Genomic DNA, 25721 nt, shown 5'->3' on the forward strand with positions numbered 1-25721 from the left:
ATCTTGGCCTTACGCCACGCAAATACGCATCTGGGGAAACCGATCGGAATGGCGCTATTTCGAGGTGTGGCGATGTGATGCTCAGGACCATACTTATCAGGCCGCGCTTGCACTTCTAACCCGCACCAAGCGTTGGTCCGCATTGAAAGCTTGGGGTGTAAGGGTGGCCAAGCGACGCGGCCTTCGCCGAGCGGTCGTAGCAGTCGCACGAAAATTAGCGATCGTGATGCATCGGATCTGGGCAGATGGAAGCGAGTTCCGATGGACCCGCGAGGAGGCGACCGCATGATCAATTAGCAATTCAGCGGATCCGCCGAAAAGGCGGGACGACGTCCTGCGAGGACGAGGTCGGGGTGACTGCGCTGCAACCTCTGTGCCTGCAGCACGCGCCTAATAGATAGCAGCTCCCGATCTTCGGACTACCATCGTGAGGCGGCTATGAACGTCGACCTCGTAGACAAGAGCGAGCCTCGCAGGCTGTCGGTAACGAGCTGAACCCTTGTGCCAGCAACCGCAATCAGACAAGAGGTTGCACATCTTTGAGCTTGTGGCGGGAAGTCTCATCCGTGTTTCGCGCGGAGCGGATGGAATCCCTTATGGTTTGAGTGGAGACGCCGCTTCGACGATTTCCGCCAGCTTCTCGCCTGGGCGGCTGCGCCTCGGCGGCGGCGGTTCATGTTTCGCGCAGTCGGCAACCATCTTGGCGAAGGGAACGATGTCGCCGTCGCTGCTGGCATTTTCGAGAGCTTGCATGTACTCGACCCGCCGATCGACCGGAATGATCGTCCAAGGAATGCCGCCCGATGCCAGCATCGTGTTCATGATAAAACGGCCCGATCTGCCGTTTCCGTCCGGCAGCGGATGGATAAACGTGAAGAGAAAATGCCCGAGTATCGCGCGGACGCGCGGGTCTTTCTCCTGCTTCAGGCAGTCGAAGAACGCTTCCATCGCATCGGGTACCGACTCCCAGTTCACGGGAGTGTGCCGAGAGCCTCGGATATGGAGGAAATGCTGGCGGTATCCGGCCATGTTCTCTGGCTTGACGATGCCGGCGGCGAGCGAAGGCTGGAACAGCGCGCGGTACCAATTGAGGTGCTCCGCCTCGACGACTTCTGCCGATTGCTCTCCCTTGAGAATGCGGTCGACGGCTTTGCGGACTTCTTGAAATGCATCCCAATATCCTTTGGCCGCCAACGCATTCTTCTGTTCGCGATCTTCCGGATCATCGTCGGGATTCCACTTTCCGCTTCTGACCTTCTCGATCAGATCTTCGGTGACCGTGTATCCCTCGATCGACAGGGAGTGGTAGGCGTCGGACGTGTAGATGTCGTCAACCGAGGCCATGTATGCGTCATGATCGTTGATCAGCCGCGGCTCGATGTCGAAGTTCTGCAGGACCTTGTCGCGCATCTCCGCCCACATGAGACGGACGCGGGTGGCGATCGGGGAGACCTGGCGCGCGCCCGTTAGTTGCATGGGCACCGGCCCCTTGAACGGATCGGCATCCTCGCGGACATCGTGTCCTGCGCGCTGCATTGTGGCGACGATTTCGTCCGCGACCCGGGTATTTCCGAGCGTCCGATAGGCGCCCGCGATACGTCCGGCTACCAGCGCATGCCCTCCGGCCAGGAGAACGCGCAGGATGACGGGGCTGCGGACTGCGCCGATCAGGGCGACGACGTCGTTCTTGTTGCTTTGCCAGAAGGCTGGTCCAGCCGAGCACAAGGCTTCCTCAGCCGGGAATGCCCGCATTCCAGCGACTTCGATCGGGGTGACGGCGAGCTTCGGGACCCTGAGCAGATAGAAGGAATTGTCGTGCGGTAGCTTGAGCAGTTGGTTGTTGGCGTCCGGGGCATGAATGATGATCTGCTGCGGGACGTTGAGGTTCTCGGCGTTCAGCAAGACGGAGACCTCAGGAGAAAGGACCCACGCTTTGGCGAAGCGGTCATCCAGGTAGGCTCTCGCGAACTCCCAGAACGACGAGTACCAAGAGGTGGTATCGCCCTGGCGGTCGGCCGGACGGGTGGTCATAACCCATCCTTTTATGATTTCAGTCAGAAAGCCGGCTTCGGTTAGGCGCTCGCGGTCCGTGCGGGACAGGTCAGTTGACTTGAACACCCGCCGAGAGGGGTCTCCAGATAATTTCTTGAGATTACTAAGAGAATCGGCCAGTTTTTGGTTCAGGCTCGGCATCTGGAACCTCCGGCTCCGGCGTTTGCGCGCACTAACTTTGGGTTGGGTGATTACACTACTTTTATGCTGTATGTTTACACTACTTTTATGTTGTGTTAAAACACTAGTATTATGTTGTTTAGTTACACTAGTATTATGCCGTGTAGCGACACTAGTATTATGACGCGCCTTCGCCCCTTTTGTGGCGGTCAGCTACCGCCACATTCCACGCATGCGCGCGCCGATATCCACCTTGGGTCCTTGGCTAGGAGCACGTGCGCCGGCAGGTACAACTGGCCAAGTCGTCCGCTCGAACAGATCCAGCAGCTTTTCTGGGATGAACCGTGTCCTCGAGGCGTAGAGGTGGCGGTCACCCAGCGAATGCTGACCGTGAACGAAGAAGCGCTGCGGCACGACCAGATGGAGGTCATCCTTTGCTCGGGTCATGGCGACGTAAAGCAGGCGGCGTTCCTCCTCGATCTCGGCCGAGGTCCCGGCACCGAGATCGGACGGCATGCAGCCGTCGACGACGTTCAGCAGATAGACCGACTTCCATTCCTGACCCTTGGCGGAGTGGATCGTCGACAGGATCAGATAGTCCTCATCGAGCAGCGGCACGCCGGCCTGATCGCTAGTCGCGTCGGGCGGATCCAGCGTGAGTTCAGTTAGGAAGCGTTCTCGGGAAGGATATCCGGAGGCGATCTGCTCGAGCTGGAGCAAGTCGGCCCGCCGTGTTTCGGCGTCTTCATGGATGCGGTCGAGATGCGGTTCGTACCAGAGGCGGGCACGCTCGAGATCGACGGGCCACTCGGAATAATGGAGATTGCCCAACGCTTCGACGAAGCCCTTCCAGTCGTCGCCCGTGCGCGGTGGCGTCGGTATGTCCGCGAGCGCTGTGATCGGATCGGAGGCTTGCGCCATGTGGTCAAGCACACGCTGCGCGGTGGCTGAGCCGATGCCAGGCAGCAAATGCAGCAGACGAAACCCGGCCACACGATCGCGCGGATTCTCGACGAACCGCAGCAATGCCAGCATGTCCTTGATGTGAGCGGCATCGAGAAACTTCAGTCCGCCGAACTTTACGAACGGGATGTTCCGACGCGTCAATTCGATCTCAAGCGGACCGCTGTGGCTGGATGTCCGGAACAGAACAGCCTGCTCTTTGAGGAGCGTTCCGGACTCGCGGTTCTCGAGAGTGCGTTCGACGATGAAGCGCGCCTGGTCAGCCTCGTCACGTACGGTGACGAGCTGCGGTTTCGCTGCCGAGGTGCGTTCGGTCCATAGGTTCTTGGTGAAGCGTTCCTTGGCAAGGTCGATAACGCCATTGGCGGCGGCAAGGATCGGCTGCGTCGACCGATAATTGCGGTCGAGCGTGATGATGTTGGCGGGCGGCGAAAATTGTGCAGGAAAGTCGAGGATGTTGCGCACGGTCGCGGCGCGGAACGAGTAGATCGATTGAGCGTCGTCGCCGACGACCGTCAGCCCCCGGCCTCCGGGCTTCGACGCGAGCAGGATCGAGGACTGCAGGCGGTTGGTGTCCTGATACTCGTCGACCAAGACGTGATCAAAGCGGCCGCCGATGTCGTCAGCCAAGGCAGCGTCGCCGACCGTCTGCGCCCAGTAGAGAAGGAGGTCATCGTAATCCAGCACGTTCTGCTTCTGCTTGGCTTCAACATAAGCCGCGAACAGTTCCTTGAGCTCTGCGGCCCACCCGGAACACCATGGATACCAAGCGCCGATTACCTGCTCGATCGGCATCTCGGCGTTGACGCAGCGCGAGTAGATCGAGAGGCACGTCCCTTTGGTAGGGAAGCGGCTCTCGGTCTTCGAGAAGCCTCTCTCATGCCTGACGAGGTTCATCAGGTCTGCAGAGTCTACGCGGTCGTGAATCGTAAAGGCGGGATCCAGGCCGATCTGTTCGGCATACTCGCGCAGCAGCCGGGCGCCAATGCCGTGGTAGGTGCCGGCCCAGGTGAGCGCGTCGGTCATGATCCCAGCGTTCTCGCCCAGTACCTTGCGGGCGATCCGTTCGACCCGCCTTGTCATCTCGGCGGCGGCGCGCCGGGAAAACGTCATCAACAGGATTCGGCGCGGATCGGCGCCCTGAACGATCAGATGGGCGACCCGATGGGCGAGGGTGTTGGTCTTTCCCGAACCTGCTCCCGCAATGACTAGCAGCGGCGCAGCGGCCAGTCCTCCGGCGGCGCCGTGCTCGACCGCACTTAAGCCGCCATGGACCCGGCGATAATGTCGTTGCGATCGATGTCGCGGTCGGCGGCGAAGTCATAAAGGCGGCCGATACGCTGACCATCCCATCGGAAACGGTAATGGGCGCCTTGCACGCCACGGTCCACCAAAACCTCGTTGGTGAAAACACAGATGAATTCACTGCCTGGCAGTTCGGTCATCTTGAAGAGGACGCCGTGAACCCCATCCTCATATAGCTGCCGCCCCATCATCCACCTTGCGGTTTGCGATGTGTCGGCCGGCAGTCCGCGAAGATCGACGAAATTCCCGACGACCCTGTTCGTGATCATCCTCATGTCGATGCCGCAGGCCGGTTCGTCGGTACGGGAAAGGAATTCCTCGCGCCGGAGGATTGCCCGGGCAAGAGCGCCGCGCTCTTCGGCGGCAAGCTCGAGGACCGAATAAGGAGGCGGAAGCGAATACGTGCCCTCCGGCATGGGATAGGCGAACGGCGCGTGATTCCAGTTCTGAAGCCTCGGCGAATTTGAATCGGCGGAAATGTCGCCGCCGGTGATGCGGGCCTTGGCAGCAAGACGCGGGTTGGTGATCGTCTCGATCTCGGCGGCAACCGCCTGCATCTCGCGAGAACCGAATTTCTCGTAGATGTCGATGGTCGGCCATTTCGAGGGAATCAACCGCCGATACTGGCCGTCGACTGAGATTTGCGGATACGCCAAACTTAGCCTCCGCGCTGGGCATCGACGTACTGTCGTACCCTGATGATGTCGCTCAGATTGCCGGTGAGCATGATGTCGAGGGCAGATGCCCCCTCGAAGAACCGGTTTGGCTGGCGGATCCAGCGTACGGCGGCTTCCGGCGCATCGAGCAGGATGCCGAGAGCCTTGTAGACGGATCCCAGATGCGAAATCCGCTCGAGGGTATCCGCAGAAACGTCGCCGCCGTCCTTGCGCCAACGGAAGTAGGTCGAGCGGCCAGGCGATCCCAGCAACTTGATCTGTTGATCAGTGCTCAAATCCCAGATCTCCGCAAGTTTGAAGAAGAAATCGAGTGTTGATGGGCGTGGTCCTTGTGGCTGCTGCGCTGTCTCTGTCCGGTTGCTGATGTCCATAGGGCTCCTCGGTTTGTGCCAAATACAATTTTAGTCCCATTAGAAATAGTCCCAATACGGACTGATTCGGAATCATCGGTCTCTCCGGGATTTCGTCAAGCCAAACGACGCCTGTCCGGGCGCATGAGACGGAGAAGACGCATGGATACGGTGTTGAAGATCCCCGGCGGCGAAATGGCCCAGCGGGCCCGCTCGTTCAAAGCCGAGGTCGGTGACGACCAATTCGAGTTCCACACGGTGGCGTTCGACGACGCCAAGGTCACCGGGGCCGAAGTCTGCATGGCTGCCGGCAAGCACCCGGTCGAGGATTACGTCGTGCTGCGGCACCTCGCGACCTGTGAACTGGAAACGCTCCGCCCCACCGAGACCTCCGACCTCGACAAGAACAACGTCGGCCGTTTCTTCGTCATCAAGGGCGGCGACATCCACCGCTTTTTCGTCGAGGGCCTGGCGATGGAATGGCCGCTTGCGAAGCTGCTCGCCTCGCAGATCAAGTTCCTCGCCGGCGCCGGCGACGATCAGTCCCTGTCGCTCGAGCGTCCCGGCGTCGACCAGGTCTTCGATGATGACGACGTCGTCGACATCGGCGGTGGCGGTGCCGAACGCTTCAAGCTACGGCACCGCAAGAAGACGGTGACGGTGATCTACGGTGGCGATGCCGAGTTCGAACTCGAGCGCCGCGTCTACACCACCGAGGAACTGATGACGGTGTTCCAAGTTGGACTTCATCGGTGCCGACGGCGTCTTCCGCGAGATGGCGCCGGGCGAACGCCTCAAGGTCAAGGACGGCATGGAGTTCGCCGCCATCCGCCGGTGGGACAGTCTTCGTGACCGCTGAACTCCAACTCGCGGCACTGCGGCGGATCAACCGCCGCGCCGAAATCTGGGACGAGGGGGGACAGCCCCTCGTCTACCTGCCGAGCATGCCGGTACAGCACAATGGGGGAAAAGTGACCGTCGATGGTCTGCTCTGTCCCCGCAACCACGCCAGCTACACCACGCGGCTGTTCCTGTCGCAGGCCTTTCCGAACCGCGGCCAGAATTGGACCGCGCACCAGATCATAGGCCGCGCCTGGCACACGATGTCGTTCAACAACGTGCCGGCAGCGCTGCCGTGGTCCGAGATCCTCGCCATCCACTTGGGACAGCTCCAATGAAAGTAGCACTTAAAATCACCGGTTCGCTGCTGGATCTGGTCCGGCGCGACCTCGCTCGGCTCCACTTTTTCGCACACGAGCGCGTCGGCTTCTTGACCGCAGGTGCGGCCGCGGTGCCGGGCGGCCTGATGCTGCTGGTTCGCGAATACATGCCGGTTGCCGACGAGGACTACGAGGTCGATCCCAAGGTCGGCGCACGGATCGGCTCCAACGCAATGCGCAAGGCTGCGCAGGCGGCCTATCGACCAGCCGCGGCCCTTCTGCATGTCCATACCCACGGCGGTCGCGGCCTTCCCGGATTCAGCGGGGTGGACCTCGAGAGCGGCAACAAATTCGTGCCGGGGTTCTTCCATTCATGCCCGAAGATGCCGCACGGGCTGCTGGTGCTGAGCAACAACGGCGCGACCGGCCTTCTCTGGCTCGAGGCCGGCAAACCTTCCGTGTCGATCGATCGCTTCATCCGCATCGATCAGCCGATCGTCGAGCAATGGAGTGCGAAATACGAGCTGGCTTGATCGTCAGAGCTTTCTCGGCGCCAACAGCGAGCAGCGGCTGGCCGAGATGACCGTCGGCCTGGTTGGGCTCGGTGGTGGCAATTCGCACGTCGCCCAGCAGCTTGCGCACGCCGGAGTCGGCCACTTCGTGCTGGCGGACGGGGACCGCATCTCGCTGACCAACCTCAACAGACTGATCGGGGGCACCTGGTGGTACGTGTTGAAGCGGACCGCAAAGGTCGCGATCGTGAAAAGGATGATCCTTGCGATCAATCCGAAGGCCCGCGTCGAGATTCATTGCAAGCAGTGGCAGCTTGCGGGCGATGCGCTGAAGCGCTGCGAGGTCATCGTGGGCGGTCTCGACAACGTGCGCGGCAAGGACGAACTTGATGCCTTCTGCCGACGCTTCCTGATACCGTACATCGATCAGGGAATGGACGTGCACAAATTGGGCGGCGGCCACGGCCACCTGGTCGCGGGCCAGGTGGTGCTGTCCGAGCCCGGCAGCCCGTGCCTGCGCTGCATGGGAATCGTCACCGATGCGGCGCTGGCAGAAGAGTCCCGTAAGTATGGTGCCGCCGGCGGACGACCGCAGGTGGTGTGGTCGAACGGTGTGCTCGCGTCGCTGGCGGTCGGGCTGGTCGTGCAGATGGTGACGCCCTGGAGTCGACGGGCCAGGCCAGGCGCCTATCTCTCGTACGACGGCAATTCCGGCTTGGTCACCGAGACCGAACGATTTCGGCGCTGGTCGGCTTCCTGCACGCATTACCCGAGTGCGGCCGTCGGCGACATGACCTTTGACATCCGCAAGCTCATGGCCAGCGACCGGCAGGGCTACCGATGGGTGGAGCGGATCATGCGCTCGGTCCGCAAGTGGACGAGCACCGTTATCTGAGCGAGCGATGCGTACGCCGGGACTGCGTCTGCCAATTTTCTTGGGCAAGACGCATCTCGGCGCTCCATCATTCGGCCGCGTCAGATATCTCAAGGAGCGGAAGATCCAGGCTGGGGATCTCGGGCATCGCCTTGCCGGCGATCACCTGCAGGTCCCCGACCATTCCGACGGTCGACTCGACGACGGAGAGTATTTGCGTTTCGCGCTTCGCCCATTGTCGGTTCATGAACTTGCGTTCCTTATCGAGGTCGTCCCGCATGTCGTTGAACTTATCGATGACGGCATCGACGCGCTGCTTGAATTTCGTACCCGTCAGATAGTTGTAGACCTGCTCCATCTTGGTCTGCTGTCCTTGCTGGACCAGCCTCGTGTTAGACACGGCGATTAGCGCCTGCCTCAGCGATACCGCGACGGGAAAGGCGCAACGGGGATGAGCGACCCACACTCCGTCGACAAGATCGAAATACTCGACGTTTTTGGGAAGGGCGTGAGAGACGCGCGACATCGGCGCTGCAACGGCGCTGGTCCTCGCGCAGTTTGGCGAGCCAACCATCGCTCCAGTTTTTGGTACGTTTGGTTTCCCAAAGAATGATGCCGGCCGGCTGCCCGCCGGCGCCATTGACCTGCTGTACCACATCAGCACCGAACTCTCCCTTGGCGACCGGTTCGATTATGTCGGTCGGGAACCTGCCGCGAAGGATCTCCTCAAGTTCCAGTTCGAACATCTCGCCTTGCGTCTGCTGGGAGCCCTGTTCGGCCTTGCGCTTGAGCTCCTCGATGGTTCGGGTCATGGATTCGATCGTGTGGTCCTTTTCCGAAATCCGCAGCTTGGCCGCATCATCGGCGTCTTGCCGGGCCTTGATCCGGACGCCCTCGACGGAGGATTGCACCCGCTTTTCCACGGTTAGGTCGATTTCCCGCTTTTCGTCATCGAGTTCGCGCTGTTTTCGCAATACGTCGGCCTGCGCCTTCTGGGCCTCGGCGAGCTTGACGTTGTTGGCCTCGAGCGTCCTGCGAAGTTCGGCGGCTTCGGCGGACTTCGCCTGGAGTTCGATGGCTGCTGCCTCCCGCGCCTTCTTCGCCTCGGCTGCAACCAAATGATTCCGCTCAACGGCGAGCCGTTGCTTTATTTGGTCCTCGACCTGATCGCGCGCCTTTGCGAGATCGTCCCGCTCCTTGACCAGCACTTCGTTCTTGCGGGCGATCTCCGCGTCCTTATGCGCCATCTGCTCCTGAAAGCGCCGGCGATTCTCCACCAGCAGGGGGCCGCCAGTGACTCGGTCAGCCTTATGTCGTGACTGCAGTTGGGGCATCGAACCACCGGTTCGTGCGCCTCTGTTACCGTGGCTGTGAAGGTCATGATTCCCCCGTCGTTCGATCCGTTGCGGGATTAGACCCGGTAGGGGCTGCCATTTCTGCGACGCGGCATGGAAGCGATGTCCACACCTCTATCCAGCTCGGCGGCGCGCTCGTTCGCTTCGCTGCGGATCCCGCCGTATCATCTCACTCAGCATGAGAACATATAGGGAACATATAATTCAATGGCTAGAACTTGAGCGACGGTCGAGCGGAGGCGCAACCCATTGATTTGCTACCAAAAGTTTCGTGTTCATTAGGGCAGGAGACGCCTTGGCGGACCTCGGAGAATGCCTAGCTTGTCAGGTACTGCCCGCCCGTTAATCAGCTTGAGATGAAAAGTCGGGATTCGTCCTCGTCGCCACGACGAGGGAGGAGGTCTTGTGAGATACGTCATCGCGATATCCGGGCCGGTTGCGGTCGGTAAGTCGGCGCTTGCAGGCGAATTGGAACGGCGTTTCGGTGCCTATCGGATCTCGACGCGCACCTTGCTTATCGATGCCGGGACCAAAAACGAGCGCTCTGAACTGATTGAGGCCGGCAAGCGCCTGGACGTCCAGACCGGCGGCACATAGGTTCGTGACGGCGTGGTCGACCATCTCGGTGTGCACGGCGAAAAGGAGATCGTCCTCGTCGACTCCGTCAGGACCGCCGACCAGGTCAAACACTTGAGAGAAACGTTCGGCGAGAAATTCGTGCATATGCATGTGACCGCGCCATACGAGGTTATCAAGCAGCGCTACGAAGATCGCGGTTCGGTCGCCGACACCGGCATGGAATACGATCAGGTTCGGGCCGATTCCACCGAAAGCGGGGTCTGGCTTCTCGACCGCATCGCAGATCGCGTCGTGGAAAACTGGAGGTGCGAGCCGTCATCATTGCTGGCGCGCGCGGTCGTGGGATTGGGTCTCTTCCCGTCGGTCGCTGAACCGCTGGTCGATGTGATCATCAGTGGTCAATATGGCAGCGAGGGCAAGGGGCACGTTTGCGCCCACATTGCCAAGGGATACGGCGTTATGGTCCGTGTCGGCGGGCCAAATGCCGGTCATCAGGTGGCTTTTCCGCCGTACAACTATCGACAACTTCCGTCAGGTACGCAGTCAAACGACAGGGCGAAGATATTAATCGCCGCAGGTTCTACGATCCATCCTGAACGAATATTGAAGGAGATCAAGGAGTGCGGTCTGACGCCCGATCGGCTGGTCATCGACGAGCAGGCGATGGTGATCGAGGACTGGGACAGGGAATTCGAAGGTCAGGACGGTGGCTTGGGGTCGATCGGCTCGACCAAGCAGGGCGCCGGTGCAGCACTCGCGCGCAAGATTCTGAATCGCAGCGACAATCCGATGCTGGGGCCAAAGGTCCGGCTCGCCAAAAATCAAACTGACTTGGCTCCCTACGTGAAGCCCGTGCAGCGCGAGCTGGAGAATGCCTATGCAAACGGAACGCGGATCATGATCGAGGGCACGCAGGGAACGGGATTGAGCCTGCATCACGGACATTATCCGCATGTGACGGCGCGAGAGACGACCGCATCGGGTTGTCTGGCGGATGCCGGCGTGGCGCCCACACGGGTGCGAAGGATCGTCATGGTGGTCAGGAGATATCCCATCCGTGTCGGCGGCGCTTCGGGGCCGATGGGCATCGTGATCGACTTCGACAAGATCGCCGACCGTTCCGGCATCCCAGCCGCAGAGCTCAAGGAAAAGGAGATCGGATCGGTGTCGGGCAACCCCAGGAGGGTAGCCGAATTCGATTGGGAGCAGCTTAGACGCTCTGCCGTCATGAACGGCGCGACCGACATCGCGCTGTCGTTCTCCGACTACATCAGCGTCGAAAATCGCCAGGCTCGGCGCTTCGAGCAGCTCACGGACGAAACCAGGGCCTTCGTCGCCGACGTCGAACGCGTCGCCAACGCCCCCGTGTCGCTGATTTCGACTCGCTTCGAACGCTTTGGCGTCATCGACCGGAGGAACTGGCGTTGAAGGAAGAAGATCTGCTCCGCCATTATCCGCGTCTATGGCACATGGCCGAGGACGGCAGTTGGGATTCGATCCGCAAGCACGGTCTCCTTTCGACGTCGTCGCTGCTAGATCTCTACGGATACACCGGCAAAGCTCGGCGCGAACTCGAAGCTGCAAGACGGCCGGAATCGGTCCTGATCGCGTCCGATGGGTTGCCGCATGCGATCGTACGCGACCAGAAGCCGATGACGGCATCCGCTCTCGAAAAATGCCTGACCGACGGCACCACGCCGGCGGAATGGTTTAAGACGCTCAATTCACGCGTCTTCTTCTGGCTCTCGAAGGAAAAGCTCAGAGGGCTGCTGGACGCAAGAGCCTACCGGGACCGACCGCAGACCGTCTTGACGCTGGACACGGCGAGCCTGGTCGGCGCCAACCGGGAGCGCGTCAGATTGAGCCCGATCAACAGTGGCGCCACTATTTACAATCCGGCACCCCGGGGACTCGATACATTTCTCCCGATATCGGACTTCCCGTTCGAGAAAAGGCGGAAAACGCGGACGCTCCAAAATACGATCGTCGAACTCACCGTTCTCGGAGGCGTGTCCGACATCAGGGATCACGCGATAGCTGTGCATTCGATCCACAATGGCAAGCACACCGAGCTTTGGCGCCGGAAGGGAACGAATTCCGCAGACGGTCCCTGAATTCAGCGCGTTAGCGCGGGGTTGTCGATCCGAGCCGGCCGCCGTGCCTTTCGCAGCAGGTCGGCGATGTGGCTGGTAAGTCCGATTTCACCCTCGATGCGGACCCCGACGTCGCCCGGAAGCTGATCGAGGAAGACGCGCAAGGCTTCCAATCCCCTTGAAACTTTGAAGACCTCCCAACGGTGGGCGTCACCCGGCACGATGGTGGATGCTGCACTGTCCGTCGCGCCTTTGTGTAACTGGACGATCCACGCTCGAGAGCCGTCGTGAACCCACTCGAACCGTACGGGACCCAGAGCCGCCTTCGCGTGTTCGTAGAGTCCGTGGACGTCGGCAGAAATAGAAGTCGGAATTTTCTCCGGTACCTTGCGACCGAGCATGAAATGGTCGCCTTCGCCGGCGGTACCCTCGATGACCACTTGACCGTTAGCGTCCGTGATCGCGGCACCCGAATAGGTCGCCGGGACGGCGGCTTGGCAGAGTACCGCCGGGATGGCGGTGCCTTGCGGATCCTCGATCGCAAGTAGCTTGAAAGGATCGGTCCAGCCTTTGACGGTCGTGTAACGGCCTGGTTCCTGCTCTCTCGGACACGTTCGGGTCCATACCTCGCGAGATGCGGTATCCTGGCCGAACGTGAAGGGCGCGACCCTTCTCGCGAAGCAGGTCGTGCGAGGGACGGGCAAACCTATCGCGTGGGCAACGAGAAGCCCGAACGTCTTGTCGCCGATGTGCTGGCTGAACCTGTTCGGCCACTTCATGGCTGGTCGCGCCGGCGCCGATTCCGTGCCTTCGTATTCCCACATCAGGGTATGCGTCCGGCGCCAGCCGCGGGGTTTCGGATGGATGCTGAACTCCAAGCGGCCGCGATCGGCCGCCACCGTTTCGGGTTCGAAGCCGAATACGATGCGGATGACCGCTCGCGCCAGGTCGGACGGCATGGACGCGGTGCCTTCCTTCTCGACGCATCGCGGAGTGTCGTCCGGAGCGAATTCCGCGACCCCTCCTTGGATTACGCCCGAAACGCCGCCATCGGAAATGTCCACCGTCTCGTTCGCGATGACGAACAAGCCTTCCGCCGACATCCGAGCGAGGAGGGATTGCGCTTCGTCGACATTCGCCAGGCCGTAGTGGAAATCCCTGCTGCGCGGACTATCCGGAGTGAAGCTGCGGAGGTTGATTGTGCCTTCAGGGCTGCGTTCGATGAGACTGACCAGTCCCCCACGAACGGAATCGAACGAATGGTTCGGCTCGTAACCCGCGACACGGCAGTACTGCTGTAGAGGAAGCGTCCCGCCGGGCGAATAACTTATGAACTGTGCAACGTTGCCGATCCTCGCGAGTTCATCGAGCGATTGGTCTTTTCTGAGCGACATTGTAAGACCTCGTCGCGAACATGATCGAGAACTAAACTAACGCGGGTGCTACAGGCGGGCGCCCGCTACGTCCAGCGCGCTGCGCGGATATCACCGCATTTCACCGGGCGGATCGAAGGCTATTGACTCTCGAACGCAAGGGATACAGCGCCTCGTAGCGCTCGAGCCAAGCCCGTTTCGCCTCTACCGGGGGCAAATTGCGGACGACGATGGGGGCCGGGACGACATCCTGTCCACGCAGCCAGTCGTCCGTTCCTCGAGGCATGATCTGGCGCTGTTCGGCGGCGAGCACGCGCAGGTCGGCCTGCTTCACCTCGCGAGGTATTGGTGTCTGAATGCCGAACCGGGAGAAGATCGCTCGCTCCACCTCGCCTTCGATCCGTTTGTACTCGGGAAGCATCTGCTTCAGCGGCCGCGTGATGTCGCCGAGAAAGGCCTCCGCCGCGTCGTGCATCAATGCTTCCAACTCAAAGCCGGTGGCCGTCTCGCTCACCAACAGGCTGTGTTCCGCAACCGAATAGAAGCCATTGCACTGTCCCGAATACCGGCAGATGTGCGCAAGCCCGTGCGCGATGTCCTCGATGGTGAAGGGGCTGGCGTGCGGCGCAGCGAAATCGAACCATGCTCCGCTTTGGAGCATGATCGACGGTCCAACATCTATCCTGACAGCAATCACCTTATTCGCTTCCCACGCCATAAAGCCCTCCGACTATAACCCGGAAATCCGGTGTTGTTCCATCGACCGCGTCTGCCACACACGCCTCTTTGAACAAGGTTGCAAAATCGTATATTCCAATTTATGCACATTTGCATGAAATTAGCAAGCGAATCGAAGCGGGCGCTCGTGGGAGAGATACAAGCCCGGATGGAGGCTAGAAAGCTGATAACCACGCAGTTTGCGCAATCTTGCGGGGTTGATCAAAGCCAAATCAGCAGGGTGCTGGCTGGCGACTTCAAAGGCGTAAGCCATAACGTAATGCAAATTTGCATACATCTGGGGATTGATCCCATGCGATTTTTCGTTCCTTCGCGCGAGGACGAGTTTGCCAAGAAGCGCATCATGGAAAGTGCGCTTGCGGTGTGGGACGGCACTCCAGAGGACGCCGATCTCCTGGTGTCAGTGTTGGGAGGCATGGCAGCAATGCGCAGTGCACGACGGAAGTGAGACGATAGCCAAGCCGTCGACGTCGCTACGCCAGGTGGATCAAGGGCGGACGGGGATCTCGGACTCTAACTCCGAAGACCAGGGGCACCAGAACGATTTGGGCAGGAAGCTTCCGCCCACCTCGTCGAGATGCTCTTCGACGTAGGTGACGTTGGCGTCGCAAACTTCAATCTGCATCTCGAACAGGCGAACCGTCTCGGGGATGAGATGGAACGACCATTCTGGATTATAGGTCGCCTTGTGCTGATCGATGACACCGGAAACGTGACGTTTGGCGTTCGACGGGTTGGCAAGTGCGGCCCGCAACTCGTCGATCCCCGCTTTGCCGCGGACCTCGAAAGCGAAGTGCTTCAGCTCCTTCTTGGGGGACATCTGACGGAATGTGAAGCGCGCGATCTCGGGCGAGGGCTGCTGAGCGTATGTTGCTCCACATGCGGCCAAGCTGGCCGCAACCATCAATAGCTTTGCCATCCTGTTAGCCATTGAGATGCCTCCCTAACGATCCTTGGCGCGTCTCGACTTCGCTTGAACCTCGAACAGCTGTTCGACCCGCACTTCCAGCGTCGTCGCGAGCGTTTCGAGAACAAGAAGAGTGGGGTTCGCGCGCCCATTCTCGATTCGACTGATGAAGCCCTGCTCGACGTCGATCTCGGCGGCCAGGACGTCCTGCGTCCATCCTTTTTCCTTCCTGATCCGCCGGACGTTCGCAGCCAGAGCCTTGGTGGCTACCGAATCCCGCGTTGGAAATCTCTTTTCGAATCCCGACCGTGCCATAGGGGCACGGTCGGGCAATACGTCGATTCTGGTCTATGTGATTTATCATATATTTACCCGCAAACCGCTAAGTTCGGGCGGTTCAGCAGGAGGATCAGCATGAATCTGTTCGAGGTTGAAGGTACGGTGACGGCGCTGGGTCAAAACGTTTTCGACAATAATGTCATGATCTACGCCTACATCGCGATAACCGACGTTTCGGGGCGGCGAACGTTGATCGAGAAGGTTGCCGTCTGCAACGACATCGGCGCTGTCCTCGAACTCGGGCAAAGCCGACATTTTTACCTGGACCGCTTGTTCAACAGCAACAACACATTGAGGTGCCAACTTTGGGGATTGAGAGCCGACGGACTCGCCGTCGTCGACCGCCACAATATCTGATCGCAGACCGGCTTCTTCAGGATCGCCTACGGGATCCTCACCATTCCGGTATTCGGCCTCGGCCTGATGCTGCTCTTCAGCGGTATCCGACTCCTGATGGGCAACTGCGACCGGCAGAAAGTCTTCCGAGGTGGAGAAAATGGTTTGCCGCCGCCGCTTCCGGCACAGGCAATTCGGATATGAAGTCAACAGTACCCGCTCTCGCTGCAACGCTACTGGCTGCCTCAAGTCCATCCGCGATCCGGAGAATTGACTTCTGTTCGTTCGACAATGTTGCAAGCGCTGGCGCCATCACCGGTGCCGCCTCCGTCCGAGCCCTTTCTTCCCTTCGGCTTTACCGCCTTCGCAGCCGGGTCCGCAGCCGTCGCAGGTGGGAAAAGAGGGGTGCGTCGCCACGCCATCCGCCGAGCATCGATTGGACCCTCAAATCGGGAGCAAGCGACACATCGCCTCTCGTCTCCGGCTCGAAGCAACTGTTGGACCTCGTAGATTCCCTAGGCGACACACCCCCAGCGATCCCTCATTCATCGGGGTAGGAGCGGCTGTGGGGGCTTCACATGACAGAAGAGAAGCCGCCGGACGATCGGAATGTTCGGCGGAAACCGGCGTTGCTTACCGTGCACGGCGCGAATTCGGACGGTGTTTGGCAGCGCGAATTGCAAATATTGATGACACCGCACTTCGACTGTCATCCGTACAAATATGGCGGGTACGAAGGTAAGTACGGCGTGGTGAGGGCTGTAATCTACCCTTGGTCGCCGGTGATTGCCCTCGTGATCGCGATCCTGAGCGTAGGTATATTCAAAGTCGGCCTCGTCAAACTCAGCTGGCCTCTTTCCCTCCATGCGATCGCCCTAAGCTTCTGGGCGGTAGCCGCCGTAGCGGGAGTAGTGGCATCCGGCTTCCTTTACTCATATATGAAGCGATCTGCTACCGCAGAGGAACTCAGGGCTGACGTCGACGTCAGGGCATTGCGCCGGCCCCACGTCATCGCCCACAGTTTCGGCTCATATCTCATTGGACGAACGCTCGACAAGTTTCCGGACTTTCGAGTCGAGAACGTTGTTCTGGTTGGCGCGATACTGCCGCGTTCATTCCCTTGGTCGAGCATCCTGAGGGAACGAAGAAGCAGTATCCGCAAGGTTCGCAGTGAGTGTGGACTATCGGACAACGTGGTCCGGGCAATCGGACTCATACGACTATTCGTCCGAGATGTGGGAACCGCGGGAAACCGCGGATTTCTTGAAGGCGCAGACGTGCACTCCGTTCAGGGGCCCATGGAAACGTGCACACGATGCACCGCTGAAAATCAAGCCGTCGTCCATAACGTTCGTCTGCGCAACTTCGGGCATCGCGACCAGTTCTTGACCCGGAATCATGCGCGTTCGTTGTGGCTTCCCTTCCTTTGGAATTTGGAAGTGGAGGAGTTCATTTCGTTCGTCGACGATTGTGACCTAGCAGCCCAGCATCACGCGAACGGGCTTTTTCGCGAAGCAGAGCTGTTGATCGATGCGATATGGGAGCGCACCTATTCCTGGACCGGCGGCCGCACCCTGGAGGCTTACGTAAGAAGTGAGATTGCCGCCCGGGTCAAGCATCTGCGGTGGAAGCCAACTGCACCATTGGTCTCGACGCTGGCGGAACAGGTAAAATTCGGTTTGCACAATATGGTGTCGGACGCGGACAGGGAGCATTTTTCCCAAAACAACCCGCTGAACGAACGAGTAGCCCGCTCCCTTCATCCGCACATTGCGATCGCCTCCTATATCGAACAGATCGTCGGCGAAAATGAGCTCTGATCGAAGGGAAGAGGTTCTTTCACAAGGTCTCAAACGGCTGGCGGCACAGCCTGCCGACGAGACCGCATGGCGCTCCGTCTACGACCGGTTGTGGCCATTCGTCACCGCGATAGCCTGGCGACGTCTCAGGGACAGGACCGCGGCGGAAGATGCGGCACAGGAGGTCTTTCTGCGACTTCTGAAGATGAAGCCGTTCGTCGAAATCAACGAGCCAGAAGAGTTCAAGGCGTACGTATGGCGGATGACAGTGAATGTGGCGAACGACATCGCCCGAAAAAATCAACATTCGGACCGTGTCCAGGAGGCCGTGTCGAAATTTGGAAGGGCCGATGAATGGGTCCAACTCAATCCGGCCGATCAACGTCTGCTATTCGAAGAAGTGATGGGCCTTGCCCAAGAGGATCTTTCGAAGGACGAGAACGAAATCTTGAAGCGCCTCGTAGTCGGCCTCACAATTCGCGAAATAGCGGGCGAACTCGGGCTCGCATATTCCGCCACTGCCGTGAGGGTGCATCGACTTCGCCGCAAGCTAGATAAGCTATTGAAATCGTGAAGTAATTTAATTTTGTGGAATGCTGTAATAAACCGGCGCTCCAAGTGGTTTCTCTAAGTACCGGTTGGAGCAGTCCCTATGACGAGAATCGAAGAAGCCGAACCGGACGCCTTGGTGCGTCCCGAAGGAAAAACCCGCATGGAAGCCGTCCTCACGGCCCGCGCCAAGCGGCTGAACCTGCGACTTGATCAGCTTCGAGAGCATGATCATAAAGTATTGCGCGAATCGCAATACCCCACCCCGACGTGTCTCGATCCAAGTGAGGTCGATCGGTTCTTCACGGGCGATCTCACGGACGATCGTGCGTCTCACATAGAGACGTGCGCGATGTGTGCGGCGATGATCGAAGTGGCGGATCCTCCGGTTCGTTGGTTCGACGATGTGTTCGGCCATGCGATCAAAGACGCTGCGAGCGAACCCAAGCAGCCGCCTCCACGACCGCAGCAGCCCGTGATGACAGCGACGCGCTATACCGCGCCCATTCTCGTGTTTCTCCTAATGATGTTGGTCGGTCTCGCGTTCACGAGTAAAAGCGACGTAATCCTGTTCGGATTGCTCAGGGACAAGATGCCCGCCGTAGCGGTTATCGTCCTAGGTATCGTAGCGTGCACCTTGCTGTTGACCTGGCTTCTCGCAACGGGTCTGCCATCTACAAGAGCGTGGTCGGGCCTCGTCATGGGCGGCATCTGCAGCCTCGTCGTCGGCATCGTACTGGCGCAGTCAATTTTCCATCTTGTCGAGGGATATGACGGAATTACTTCCGCCCAGTATCATCTGTTGGCGACCATCGCGGAAAATCCCACGAAACGAGGCTTCATAGAGCGGGTGGCTTTCGATAAGCAGCAAAAATCGGGAACCCTCGTAGCAACGACGGATAATGGATACTACAAGATATATTGGGAGTTACCTGCAGGGACACGTCGATATTTGGCGAAGGTCTACGAAGGCAAGCTGCAGTATCAGTCAAATGGAGACAGGAAGGTTCTGACGTCCAGCAGAGAACTTCCGGCGAGTCTTCCTCCACCTGACAACAAAATTGAGAACCTGCAGAACGTCATGGCTCTAGTGCCCGAAAAGACGAGCAATGCTGCTCGGATATTTCCGATCGAGAGCGCGGCGCGGTACTAGGCCTAGGTTCGACCTATTCGAAGGCATTCCCCTGATCGCTTGCCGGCGCAGGATCAAGCCTTCCGCCAGACACCCGAATAACTAGGCCTCGACCTGGGCGTCGGAGGTGAGGAGACCCTATGCGTGCCAGACCGATCGACACATCCGCGCCCGAGGCCAAAATGGCTGGTCAATCGACAGCGCCCGCGGCCCCCGGCGACAACTCGTCGTTTTGCGTTCAAGACGGCGATCGTCCCACCGGAATACCTTGCGCCCTATCTGATCCACCTACTGGCTGAATTCCGTGGTCGCTGCACTTGCGCATTGCGCGGGACGGATTGCAACGAGGCGTTTTCAGCATCCGCCGGCCGGCGGTGTTCGGGGGGCCTGTTTCGGTCTCGGCATATGGAAGCCGCGGAAACTCGAAATCCATGAGCGACCGAAACGAAATATCGCAGGAGCCACCTGCCAGAACTACTTGGACACCGTCCACCCGGATTGCGACCGAAGAAATAGGTTTTGTCTCCCGTCGCGCTCGCATGCCGACCGGATTCACTCCCGACAGGCGGGGAGCGACCGCATAATTCTGCATCCGCGCTGCATTGGCTTGTTTCGGTGACGAAACCAGCGGAGTCTGAAAGCCTAAGAATTGGGGAGCCAGAATGGCGTACGCTAAGCGTCACAAAAAGCCGGGAAAGCACCCGAAGGTCGAATCCTTCGACAAGGAGCTGCGTAAACTCGAAAGCGAAACTTTCGAGGAGCACGAGGAGTGGTGGCGGGATGACCACTTATCCGGCGCGTTTTCGGCCTTCAAGCGTACCTTGATTATAGAAAGAGCCCTCGAACTCGTTATTCCGCGGCTGAAGAAGAGAACTGCATTTTGCGACGAGCTGGTAGTCGCGATGGAGGGAGCCCTTCCTCAGAAGGGCGCCGGCAAGGGGACAACGAAGGTCGTGACCGCTGATTGGGATACGATCACGTTCAACAACTACCTCCGTGGAGGCACGATCACGCCCGATGCGGAAGAGAGGGAGGCGGTCGCCGAAGCCGCAACTGGCATTGCCATCCGCGAATTCGGGAGCAGGGACAGGGAGGGCGCTGCGATCGACCACGTATTGAAGCAGCGTCACATCTCACCGTCGGCTTGCTTGGAGCTTGTGCTGGGCAGCCTTCGGCCGGCGGCTCCCGAAACCTACCGGGCGAGGCCGCCGTTCGCTTCCATCTTGGGGCCGGGATTCGCGGCCGAGCCTCAAGCCGCATCGCCGGCGCCGCTCGAGCAGATGGCGAACCAAATACATGATGAGTTGCGCGGTTTGGATGGAGCCAGGCTTATCCTTGTCGCGGGCCCCCATCTCTCCGGCAAGAAGACAAGTCTCAGGTACCTGTGCAAGAGGTTCCGAAATGGAAAGCTATTGAAGCTGGAAAGCGGGTCTCATATTCCCGTGCTTGCGCTCGCGCTGGACGAGTTGGCGCCCGGCGATTTCGTAGACCAGGTCTTCCAATTCTTCCGGAATGGAGATCCCAGCGCAGTGAAAACGCCCGAGGGCGACGAGGGCTTGACCGTCGCCGCCAAGGTGGAGCATGTCCAGCGCCTTTGCAAAAGGCAGCCGGCTTGCGTCATCTTGGCCGACGTCGCGCCGATGGAAAGCGACGAATTGGTGCGAAGCCTTCATCACGATCGCGTCGCGGAAATAGTCTGCCATCTGCTTTCCGGAAATCACGAGACACGGGTCGTCCTGACCGCTCACGATCATGACAAGTTCGGCCCGATGCAGGAAGAAGCTTCGCGTCGGGGGATCCGGCCGGAGGTGTTCCGGTTGCCCCGGCGATTGCTGATCAACCGGGATCTAAAATTTTTGAGAGAAGCGTCGGAAGTCGATGAGACGTCCTCCTCGTCGTTCAAGGTGAGCGGGATAACATACCAGCTCGCGTACATAGCGAAGAAGCTGTCGCATCTCCGTCGTAAGCAGTCAGGCTTCCGGCTGCGCGTCGAGCGAAGCCTCGCGAACAACGAAGATTGGAAAATACTGGACATCGTCTGGGTGGATCTCCTCGAACCTCACGAGCGCTTTCTGCTCGGCGCTGTCGCTTCGAGCTTCGACGGTCTCCGCACCAGCGTCGTAGTCCGAATGGCCAAAGCACTGGCTCAACGCGATGTGCCCTGGATTGAAATGCTATCGACCGAGCAAAAGGTGCAAGAGGTCGCGCAACGCCTTTCCGACTTCGTCCAGATCGGCGCCAGACAACTCGACCTCGGCCAGCATGGCTGGCGAAAGCCGACCATGGAGGATCTGATCTTCATGGATCAAGGCTGGCGCACACATGTCATGTCGACCTGGTTCGAACATGACGACGATATGGCACGAATTTGCCGCTGCCGCTTATTGTCCGCGGCGACGACGAGGAGTTGAAGAGGGCCCAGGACCTGCTGGCGCTCAACGTTCGGAGGATAGGCGCGTTCGACGCAGCAGACCGGCTCGGGGTCCGGATGGATCAGGCGCGACTGGCAGCCGCCAGGGGCCAATACCCGAACGCCATGGAGTTGTTGAAACCCACCGAGTCTGTACGTCTCAGGCCCGGAGCCAACATCGAGCTGTCGATGGAATTCTGTACCCTCCACACGAAGACGCTTCTGGAGGCTGCCCTGCTGACCTTGCGGTACGAAGCCGGGGCACCGCCGACGGACGACTTCTGGAACCACATTCGGGATTTGAAGCAAGGATACGACACCGATGGAGCGCCCTTGGTCGACGAACTGGTGGAACTCGCCGAGCAGAGCCTGGGGTCCTTCCGATGGTTGGTCGGCTCGCGTAAAGCGTTGTTCCTTCCTTGCGGAATGGTCTTCCGCTACTTCGAGATATGGCTGCGGCTTCTGAGGCTGCGGAATGTCGATGCGGCGGAGATGCGCCATATGGTGCGTCATATTGTTGGCGATCTCGATATCGTCATGGACCACATGAAGGCGATCCATTTTCATCGCTTCCATTACGAAGCCGATGTCCTGAAGCAGCGGTTGGAAGCAATCCTGGCGGACCCCGAGGACACGAGACCGATTCAGAGCGATCCAATCGTCTCCGAGAGTATGGCCTAGCAAATCATCGTACTGAAACTGCATCGGCTGGAGTCGGTCCTTCCGGCGTGCATCATCCTTCCTGCGTTCGCTTCAAGCAGGAAGGAGACTTCGATGATTTCGCAACACCGCTCTTCCGCCCGCGTCTCACCGGTCACGACACCCGCGCCTAATCGAGAGGCGTCGATCTACACCGTTCTTCTCACGTCGGTCGGAAGAACGCGATTCTGCACCCCCCTGAAGAGTCTGCTGGCGAAGGGGGACGAACAATGAACCTGTCTCTCCTGTCGACGTCCCCCGCGGAGCGCCTCGCCGATGTTTTTGGCCAAGCGTACCGGTTGCTGCTCGATCCGCCGTCATGGGCGGCGCTCGCCACGCTTTCCGATCACGAGATGGATTGCATGCGCCGCATCGAAAGGAACTTCTTCGGCATCCTCAGCGTCCTGGACAATAGCGGGTCCAATCCCAAGCTCCTCGGGAAACTGGCCGAGGTCAATGTCGCTCTCGCGACCGCATACGGCGCGGCGGAATCGCAATTCGTCGAAGCCGGAAGTTCGGTCGCGAACAATCGGCTTGGGATCGCGTTGGCGAGGCGGCTCGCGCTCGAGAAGCTGCCTTTGAAGGTAGTTCTTGATCGAAATTCGCATGCAAGCGCGCTGGGGTCCGCCGCGCTCGCCGGACTCGATGTCGAGTTCGTTCATCGCGAATACGATTCCGATCTCGACGTGACTATTCCGCTATCCCCGAGCCAGGTCGATGAACGGTTGCACGCCACCGGCGCGCATGCGGTCTGGATCGTGTCGCCCACTTACGACGGCTATTGCCCCGATCTTCGGGCAATTTCGGCCGTCTGCAAGAGGCGGAGCGCATTTCTCATCGTCGATGCTGCGTGGGGCGCACTGCACGGACTGCTGGAATGCGGTACATTTCCCCAGTCTGCGATAGCCTGTGGCGCCGATGCGTGCGTCGTCTCGCTGCACAAGAAGGGCCTCGGCCTCTCCCAATCGAGCGTCGCAAACTTCAACGATCCGATTCTTGCGCGTTACTTCAGGCAGGCCGGCGAACTCGGTCTGATGACCACCAGCCCGCTTTACTTCCTGCCGGCTTCGGTCCAGGTGGGACTGGAAGCTCTGCGCTCGGACGCCGGCGGCCAAGCTTGGCGAGCGGCCGCAAATTCGGCAAGCCAATTTCGAATGCTGGTCGACAACTACCAGGGCTGCCGGGTGGTTCGCGCCGAGCACCTTGGTTCCGGCATTTGCGGCGATCCCTGCCATGTTCTGATCAACGTTCGCGAAACGGGCGTGAGCGGATTTCAGATCCTTCAGGCCTTGGGCGGGGCGGACAATGACATCGAGATGGCAACACGGGACACCGTACTGTTGCTCTTCGGACCCGAGCACGCGGGGTCGGCAGTTGCGCTCGCGCATCTGTTTCGGCACGCGGTCGAGACCGCCGAACGTGGCCGCGACGCCGGTCATCTTCGTGTTCCGTCTTTGCGCCCGCCGCGCGCCATGAACCCTCGCGATGCCCTGATGGCGCCGGCGGAGCAAGTGCTCCTTTCCGAAGCGGTCGGCCGCGTCGCTGCGCAGACCATCGGTGCATATCCCCCTGGCCAGGCCATCCTGTGTCTCGGAGAGGAGATCACGCGCGAAGTCGCGGACTACCTCTTCGCCGTCGAGCGGGCCGGAGGACGCCTCAAGGGTGTCGCGGGTCGCCTGGACGAGAGCCCTATCGAAGTCGTCGCCGAAACCACTGGACATTGAAAGGAAGCTGAAATGAACATGACAACGCTCAACAACTCGAACAGCGAAACGTCGGTGCGGCTGACCCGTATCAAGGCCTTGCGGGACCGGGGTGTCGATCCCTATCCGGCGGCTGCATTCAAGCCGACGATGCCGATACGGGATGCACTACTCAACTCCGACGATCTCATCTCCGATTCGACCCAGTTGCGCTTCGCCGGCCGGCTTCTCGGACTCCGCCATTTCGGTTCGGGCGCCTTCGCCGATCTCGTTCACGACGACGAACGTATCCAACTTTACGTGGCCGCCGCGCACTGCGATCAGGAGGCCATGGAACTCGTCGAGTACCTCGATCTGGGCGATTTTGTCGGAGCCGAGGGCACGATGTTCATGACGCAGAGGGGCGAAAAGAGTCTCAAGGTAAAAACGCTCCATGTGCTTGCAAAGTCCGTCCGGCCGCTGCCGGTCGGGAAGCGGACAGCCGCCGGGAGCGTGCATCAGGCTCTCGTCGACCAAGGACGCTTGGCGAGGGAGCGACACGTAGCACTGATCGCCGACCGCGAGCTTCGCCAGAGGATCTTGTGCAGGACCAAGATCATTCGCGCAATACGGCGATATTTCGAGAACGAGGGGTTCGTCGAAGTCGATACGCCGATTCTCTCCGGCGCCTACGGAGGCGCCGCGGCCCAGCCCTTCGTGACGACAAGCAAGGCGCTCGGAAGCGATCTTTATCTGCGGGTTTCCCCGGAATGCAGCCTCAAGCGCGCACTTTGCGGCGGGATCCCGAAGGTGTTCGAGATCGGCAAGAATTTCCGCAACGAGGGCATCGATCATTCGCACAGTCCGGAATTCACGGCGATCGAATGGTACGAAGCCTTTTCTGACTACCGCGAGCAAATGGTCCGGTTCGAGAATCTCGTCGGAGGACTCGCCATGGAGGTGCATGGCTCCCATTCCGTCAGGTTCCGGGACCGCACATTCGATTTTGCTCCTCCGTGGCCGCGGGTGAAGGTCCTGGACGCGGTGGCGTTGGCTCTCAAGCGCTCCCCGACCGAGTTGTCCGAGGCAGATGTCCTGAACGAGTATCGACGGATTGATCCTGAAATCGGTCACTGCACATGGGGTGAGGCGCTCATGGGCCTCTTCGAGGCGCTGGTCGAGCCGGAACTGGTGGGACCGGTTTTCGTGATTGATCATCCGGTCGAGGTCAGCCCGCTGACGAAGCGGCACCGGTGCGATAGTCGTCTTGTCGAGCGGTTTGAGCCTTTTGTTGCAGGCATGGAAATTGGCAACGCCTACAGCGAACTCAACGATCCGATCGAACAGCGGCAACGGCTCGAAAATCAAGATATCGCACGCGAAGAGCCTTACGGTTTGGACGAGGACTTTCTCAGGGCGATCGAGCACGGGATGCCGCAGGCCGGTGGTGCAGGGTTGGGCATCGATCGGATCGTCATGATCCTGACGGATGCACGTCGACTTGCCGATGTGCTGCTGTTCCCCATGGTCTAGACCGAAGCGGATCCGGGAGAACCATATGGGTGGCTGTGACAAAGCCAAACTCGCGGCCACCCACAGGCGAACGCTGCCAATGCGGTAGCTGCGCTCGTTACCAGTTCGTTTTCGCTGAACACCGGATGCCCGTGAGTTCGAAAGTGTGCTCCATCATGCCGCGAGGTCGGGGCCTGAACGTTTT

23 protein-coding genes and 3 pseudogenes are annotated in these 25721 nt (G+C 59.8%); 16 read left to right on the top strand and 10 right to left on the bottom strand.

The genetic code is table 11. The features are described from left to right. Positions 1–289, top strand: a pseudogene (locus tag ABIB91_RS36715) (transposase); the annotation flags it as partial. A 305-nt stretch (positions 290–594) separates the two neighbouring features. On the opposite strand, the gene ABIB91_RS36720 reads toward ABIB91_RS36715, so the two are convergent. The 4 genes and pseudogenes from ABIB91_RS36720 to ABIB91_RS36735 form a co-directional block, all read right to left on the bottom strand. Next, positions 595–2193, bottom strand: a complete 1599-nt coding sequence (locus ABIB91_RS36720) for a Fic family protein (protein WP_354171811.1) — start codon at positions 2191–2193, stop codon at positions 595–597. Positions 2194–2385: 192 nt separating this feature from the next. Next, positions 2386–4392: pseudogene (locus ABIB91_RS36725) on the bottom strand (ATP-dependent helicase); the annotation flags it as partial. Positions 4393–4394: 2 nt separating this feature from the next. After that, positions 4395–5096: an RES family NAD+ phosphorylase gene (locus ABIB91_RS36730; RefSeq protein WP_279682313.1), complete on the bottom strand. Its 702-nt coding sequence runs from the start codon at positions 5094–5096 to the stop codon at positions 4395–4397. Positions 5097–5098: 2 nt separating this feature from the next. Next, on the bottom strand, positions 5099–5488 hold the full coding sequence (locus tag ABIB91_RS36735; RefSeq protein ID WP_354171807.1) for an antitoxin Xre/MbcA/ParS toxin-binding domain-containing protein: 390 nt from the start codon (positions 5486–5488) through the stop codon (positions 5099–5101). A gap of 141 nt (positions 5489–5629) precedes the next feature. On the opposite strand from ABIB91_RS36735, the gene ABIB91_RS36740 reads away from it, so the two are divergent. Genes ABIB91_RS36740 through ABIB91_RS36755 form a run of 4 tightly spaced genes read left to right on the top strand, consistent with a single transcriptional unit; the run spans position 5630 to position 8034 of the window. After that, positions 5630–6319 carry a multiubiquitin domain-containing protein gene (locus ABIB91_RS36740; protein ID WP_354171805.1) on the top strand — a complete coding sequence of 230 codons (690 nt, stop codon included), beginning with the start codon at positions 5630–5632 and terminating at the stop codon, positions 6317–6319. Then, complete coding sequence (locus tag ABIB91_RS36745; RefSeq protein ID WP_354171803.1) at positions 6316–6645, top strand: hypothetical protein; 330 nt, start codon at positions 6316–6318, stop codon at positions 6643–6645. The genes ABIB91_RS36740 and ABIB91_RS36745 overlap by 4 nt, the downstream gene beginning before the upstream one ends. Further along, entirely contained in the window at positions 6642–7160 is a 519-nt protein-coding gene (locus ABIB91_RS36750; RefSeq protein WP_279682319.1) for a hypothetical protein, read from the top strand. The genes ABIB91_RS36745 and ABIB91_RS36750 overlap by 4 nt, the downstream gene beginning before the upstream one ends. Beyond that, positions 7138–8034 (top strand): HesA/MoeB/ThiF family protein, encoded by an 897-nt coding sequence (locus tag ABIB91_RS36755; RefSeq protein WP_354171801.1) that lies wholly within the window; start codon positions 7138–7140, stop codon positions 8032–8034. The genes ABIB91_RS36750 and ABIB91_RS36755 overlap by 23 nt, the downstream gene beginning before the upstream one ends. A 67-nt stretch (positions 8035–8101) precedes the next feature. Here ABIB91_RS36755 and ABIB91_RS36765 read toward each other — a convergent pair. Continuing rightward, positions 8102–9394 (bottom strand): annotated as a pseudogene (locus tag ABIB91_RS36765) (DUF2130 domain-containing protein). A 379-nt stretch (positions 9395–9773) separates the two neighbouring features. Between ABIB91_RS36765 and ABIB91_RS36770 the strand changes: the two are divergent. Genes ABIB91_RS36770 through ABIB91_RS36780 form a run of 3 tightly spaced genes read left to right on the top strand, consistent with a single transcriptional unit; the run spans position 9774 to position 12061 of the window. After that, positions 9774–9965, top strand: a complete 192-nt coding sequence (locus tag ABIB91_RS36770) for a hypothetical protein (protein ID WP_354171795.1) — start codon at positions 9774–9776, stop codon at positions 9963–9965. Between the two features lie 12 nt (positions 9966–9977). Then, entirely contained in the window at positions 9978–11375 is a 1398-nt protein-coding gene (locus ABIB91_RS36775; RefSeq protein ID WP_354171793.1) for an adenylosuccinate synthetase, read from the top strand. Continuing rightward, entirely contained in the window at positions 11372–12061 is a 690-nt protein-coding gene (locus ABIB91_RS36780; protein ID WP_279682326.1) for a DUF7002 family protein, read from the top strand. Before ABIB91_RS36775 ends, ABIB91_RS36780 begins: the two co-directional genes overlap by 4 nt. 2 nt (positions 12062–12063) lie before the next feature. On the opposite strand, the gene ABIB91_RS36785 is transcribed toward ABIB91_RS36780, so the two are convergent. Both ABIB91_RS36785 and ABIB91_RS36790 read right to left on the bottom strand, forming a co-directional pair. Continuing rightward, positions 12064–13434, bottom strand: coding sequence for a hypothetical protein (locus ABIB91_RS36785; RefSeq protein WP_354171791.1), 1371 nt, complete (start codon positions 13432–13434; stop codon positions 12064–12066). 100 nt (positions 13435–13534) lie between these two features. Beyond that, positions 13535–14131: an HD domain-containing protein gene (locus ABIB91_RS36790; protein ID WP_279682330.1), complete on the bottom strand. Its 597-nt coding sequence runs from the start codon at positions 14129–14131 to the stop codon at positions 13535–13537. Positions 14132–14245: 114 nt separating this feature from the next. Here ABIB91_RS36790 and ABIB91_RS36795 point away from each other — a divergent pair, with 114 nt between their 5' ends. Beyond that, complete coding sequence (locus ABIB91_RS36795; RefSeq protein ID WP_354171788.1) at positions 14246–14599, top strand: helix-turn-helix domain-containing protein; 354 nt, start codon at positions 14246–14248, stop codon at positions 14597–14599. A 39-nt stretch (positions 14600–14638) separates the two neighbouring features. Here ABIB91_RS36795 and ABIB91_RS36800 read toward each other — a convergent pair whose 3' ends face one another. From ABIB91_RS36800 to ABIB91_RS36810, 3 genes are read right to left on the bottom strand one after another with little or no spacing between them, the layout of a single operon-like run. After that, positions 14639–15055, bottom strand: a complete 417-nt coding sequence (locus ABIB91_RS36800; RefSeq protein ID WP_354236437.1) for a BP74-related protein — start codon at positions 15053–15055, stop codon at positions 14639–14641. 39 nt (positions 15056–15094) lie between these two features. Next, positions 15095–15391, bottom strand: coding sequence for a helix-turn-helix domain-containing protein (locus ABIB91_RS36805; protein ID WP_279682334.1), 297 nt, complete (start codon positions 15389–15391; stop codon positions 15095–15097). Between the two features lie 27 nt (positions 15392–15418). Next, positions 15419–15943, bottom strand: a complete 525-nt coding sequence (locus tag ABIB91_RS36810; RefSeq protein WP_354171784.1) for a hypothetical protein — start codon at positions 15941–15943, stop codon at positions 15419–15421. Between the two features lie 368 nt (positions 15944–16311). Here ABIB91_RS36810 and ABIB91_RS36815 point away from each other — a divergent pair, with 368 nt between their 5' ends. The 7 genes from ABIB91_RS36815 (at position 16312) to lysS (ending at position 25537) form a co-directional block, all read left to right on the top strand. Continuing rightward, on the top strand, positions 16312–17553 hold the full coding sequence (locus tag ABIB91_RS36815) for an alpha/beta fold hydrolase (RefSeq protein WP_354171782.1): 1242 nt from the start codon (positions 16312–16314) through the stop codon (positions 17551–17553). Beyond that, positions 17543–18106 (top strand): RNA polymerase sigma factor, encoded by a 564-nt coding sequence (locus tag ABIB91_RS36820; RefSeq protein ID WP_354129039.1) that lies wholly within the window; start codon positions 17543–17545, stop codon positions 18104–18106. The genes ABIB91_RS36815 and ABIB91_RS36820 overlap by 11 nt, the downstream gene beginning before the upstream one ends. A 78-nt stretch (positions 18107–18184) precedes the next feature. Then, on the top strand, positions 18185–19234 hold the full coding sequence (locus tag ABIB91_RS36825) for a hypothetical protein (RefSeq protein WP_354171780.1): 1050 nt from the start codon (positions 18185–18187) through the stop codon (positions 19232–19234). 641 nt (positions 19235–19875) lie between these two features. Continuing rightward, positions 19876–21624: a hypothetical protein gene (locus ABIB91_RS36830; RefSeq protein WP_354171778.1), complete on the top strand. Its 1749-nt coding sequence runs from the start codon at positions 19876–19878 to the stop codon at positions 21622–21624. Next, on the top strand, positions 21582–22304 hold the full coding sequence (locus ABIB91_RS36835) for a hypothetical protein (protein WP_354171776.1): 723 nt from the start codon (positions 21582–21584) through the stop codon (positions 22302–22304). Before ABIB91_RS36830 ends, ABIB91_RS36835 begins: the two co-directional genes overlap by 43 nt. 248 nt (positions 22305–22552) lie before the next feature. Next, the gene (locus tag ABIB91_RS36840) at positions 22553–24046 is read left to right on the top strand and encodes an Orn/Lys/Arg family decarboxylase (protein WP_354171774.1); all 1494 of its coding nucleotides are present in this window, start codon (positions 22553–22555) and stop codon (positions 24044–24046) included. A 12-nt stretch (positions 24047–24058) separates the two neighbouring features. Beyond that, positions 24059–25537 carry a lysine--tRNA ligase gene (lysS, locus tag ABIB91_RS36845; protein ID WP_354171772.1) on the top strand — a complete coding sequence of 493 codons (1479 nt, stop codon included), beginning with the start codon at positions 24059–24061 and terminating at the stop codon, positions 25535–25537. The last annotated feature ends 184 nt before the right edge of the window (positions 25538–25721 follow it).

The sequence above is a fragment of the Bradyrhizobium sp. JR4.3 genome (assembly GCF_040547695.1).
Lineage (GTDB): Bacteria > Pseudomonadota > Alphaproteobacteria > Rhizobiales > Xanthobacteraceae > Bradyrhizobium > Bradyrhizobium canariense.

Bases quoted from the DNA above. Each gene is read 5' to 3' on its own strand.
- ABIB91_RS36720 (WP_354171811.1), bottom strand. From the start codon at position 2,193: ATGCCGAGCCTGAACCAAAAACTGGCCGATTCTCTTAGTAATCTCAAG.
- ABIB91_RS36735 (WP_354171807.1), bottom strand. From the start codon at position 5,488: ATGGACATCAGCAACCGGACAGAGACAGCGCAGCAGCCACAAGGACCA.
- ABIB91_RS36740 (WP_354171805.1), top strand. From the start codon at position 5,630: ATGGATACGGTGTTGAAGATCCCCGGCGGCGAAATGGCCCAGCGGGCC.
- ABIB91_RS36750 (WP_279682319.1), top strand. From the start codon at position 6,642: ATGAAAGTAGCACTTAAAATCACCGGTTCGCTGCTGGATCTGGTCCGG.
- ABIB91_RS36785 (WP_354171791.1), bottom strand. From the start codon at position 13,434: ATGTCGCTCAGAAAAGACCAATCGCTCGATGAACTCGCGAGGATCGGC.
- ABIB91_RS36790 (WP_279682330.1), bottom strand. From the start codon at position 14,131: ATGGCGTGGGAAGCGAATAAGGTGATTGCTGTCAGGATAGATGTTGGA.
- ABIB91_RS36795 (WP_354171788.1), top strand. From the start codon at position 14,246: ATGAAATTAGCAAGCGAATCGAAGCGGGCGCTCGTGGGAGAGATACAA.
- ABIB91_RS36800 (WP_354236437.1), bottom strand. From the start codon at position 15,055: ATGGTTGCGGCCAGCTTGGCCGCATGTGGAGCAACATACGCTCAGCAG.
- ABIB91_RS36815 (WP_354171782.1), top strand. From the start codon at position 16,312: ATGACAGAAGAGAAGCCGCCGGACGATCGGAATGTTCGGCGGAAACCG.
- ABIB91_RS36820 (WP_354129039.1), top strand. From the start codon at position 17,543: ATGAGCTCTGATCGAAGGGAAGAGGTTCTTTCACAAGGTCTCAAACGG.
- ABIB91_RS36825 (WP_354171780.1), top strand. From the start codon at position 18,185: ATGACGAGAATCGAAGAAGCCGAACCGGACGCCTTGGTGCGTCCCGAA.
- ABIB91_RS36830 (WP_354171778.1), top strand. From the start codon at position 19,876: ATGGCGTACGCTAAGCGTCACAAAAAGCCGGGAAAGCACCCGAAGGTC.
- ABIB91_RS36840 (WP_354171774.1), top strand. From the start codon at position 22,553: ATGAACCTGTCTCTCCTGTCGACGTCCCCCGCGGAGCGCCTCGCCGAT.
- lysS (WP_354171772.1), top strand. From the start codon at position 24,059: ATGAACATGACAACGCTCAACAACTCGAACAGCGAAACGTCGGTGCGG.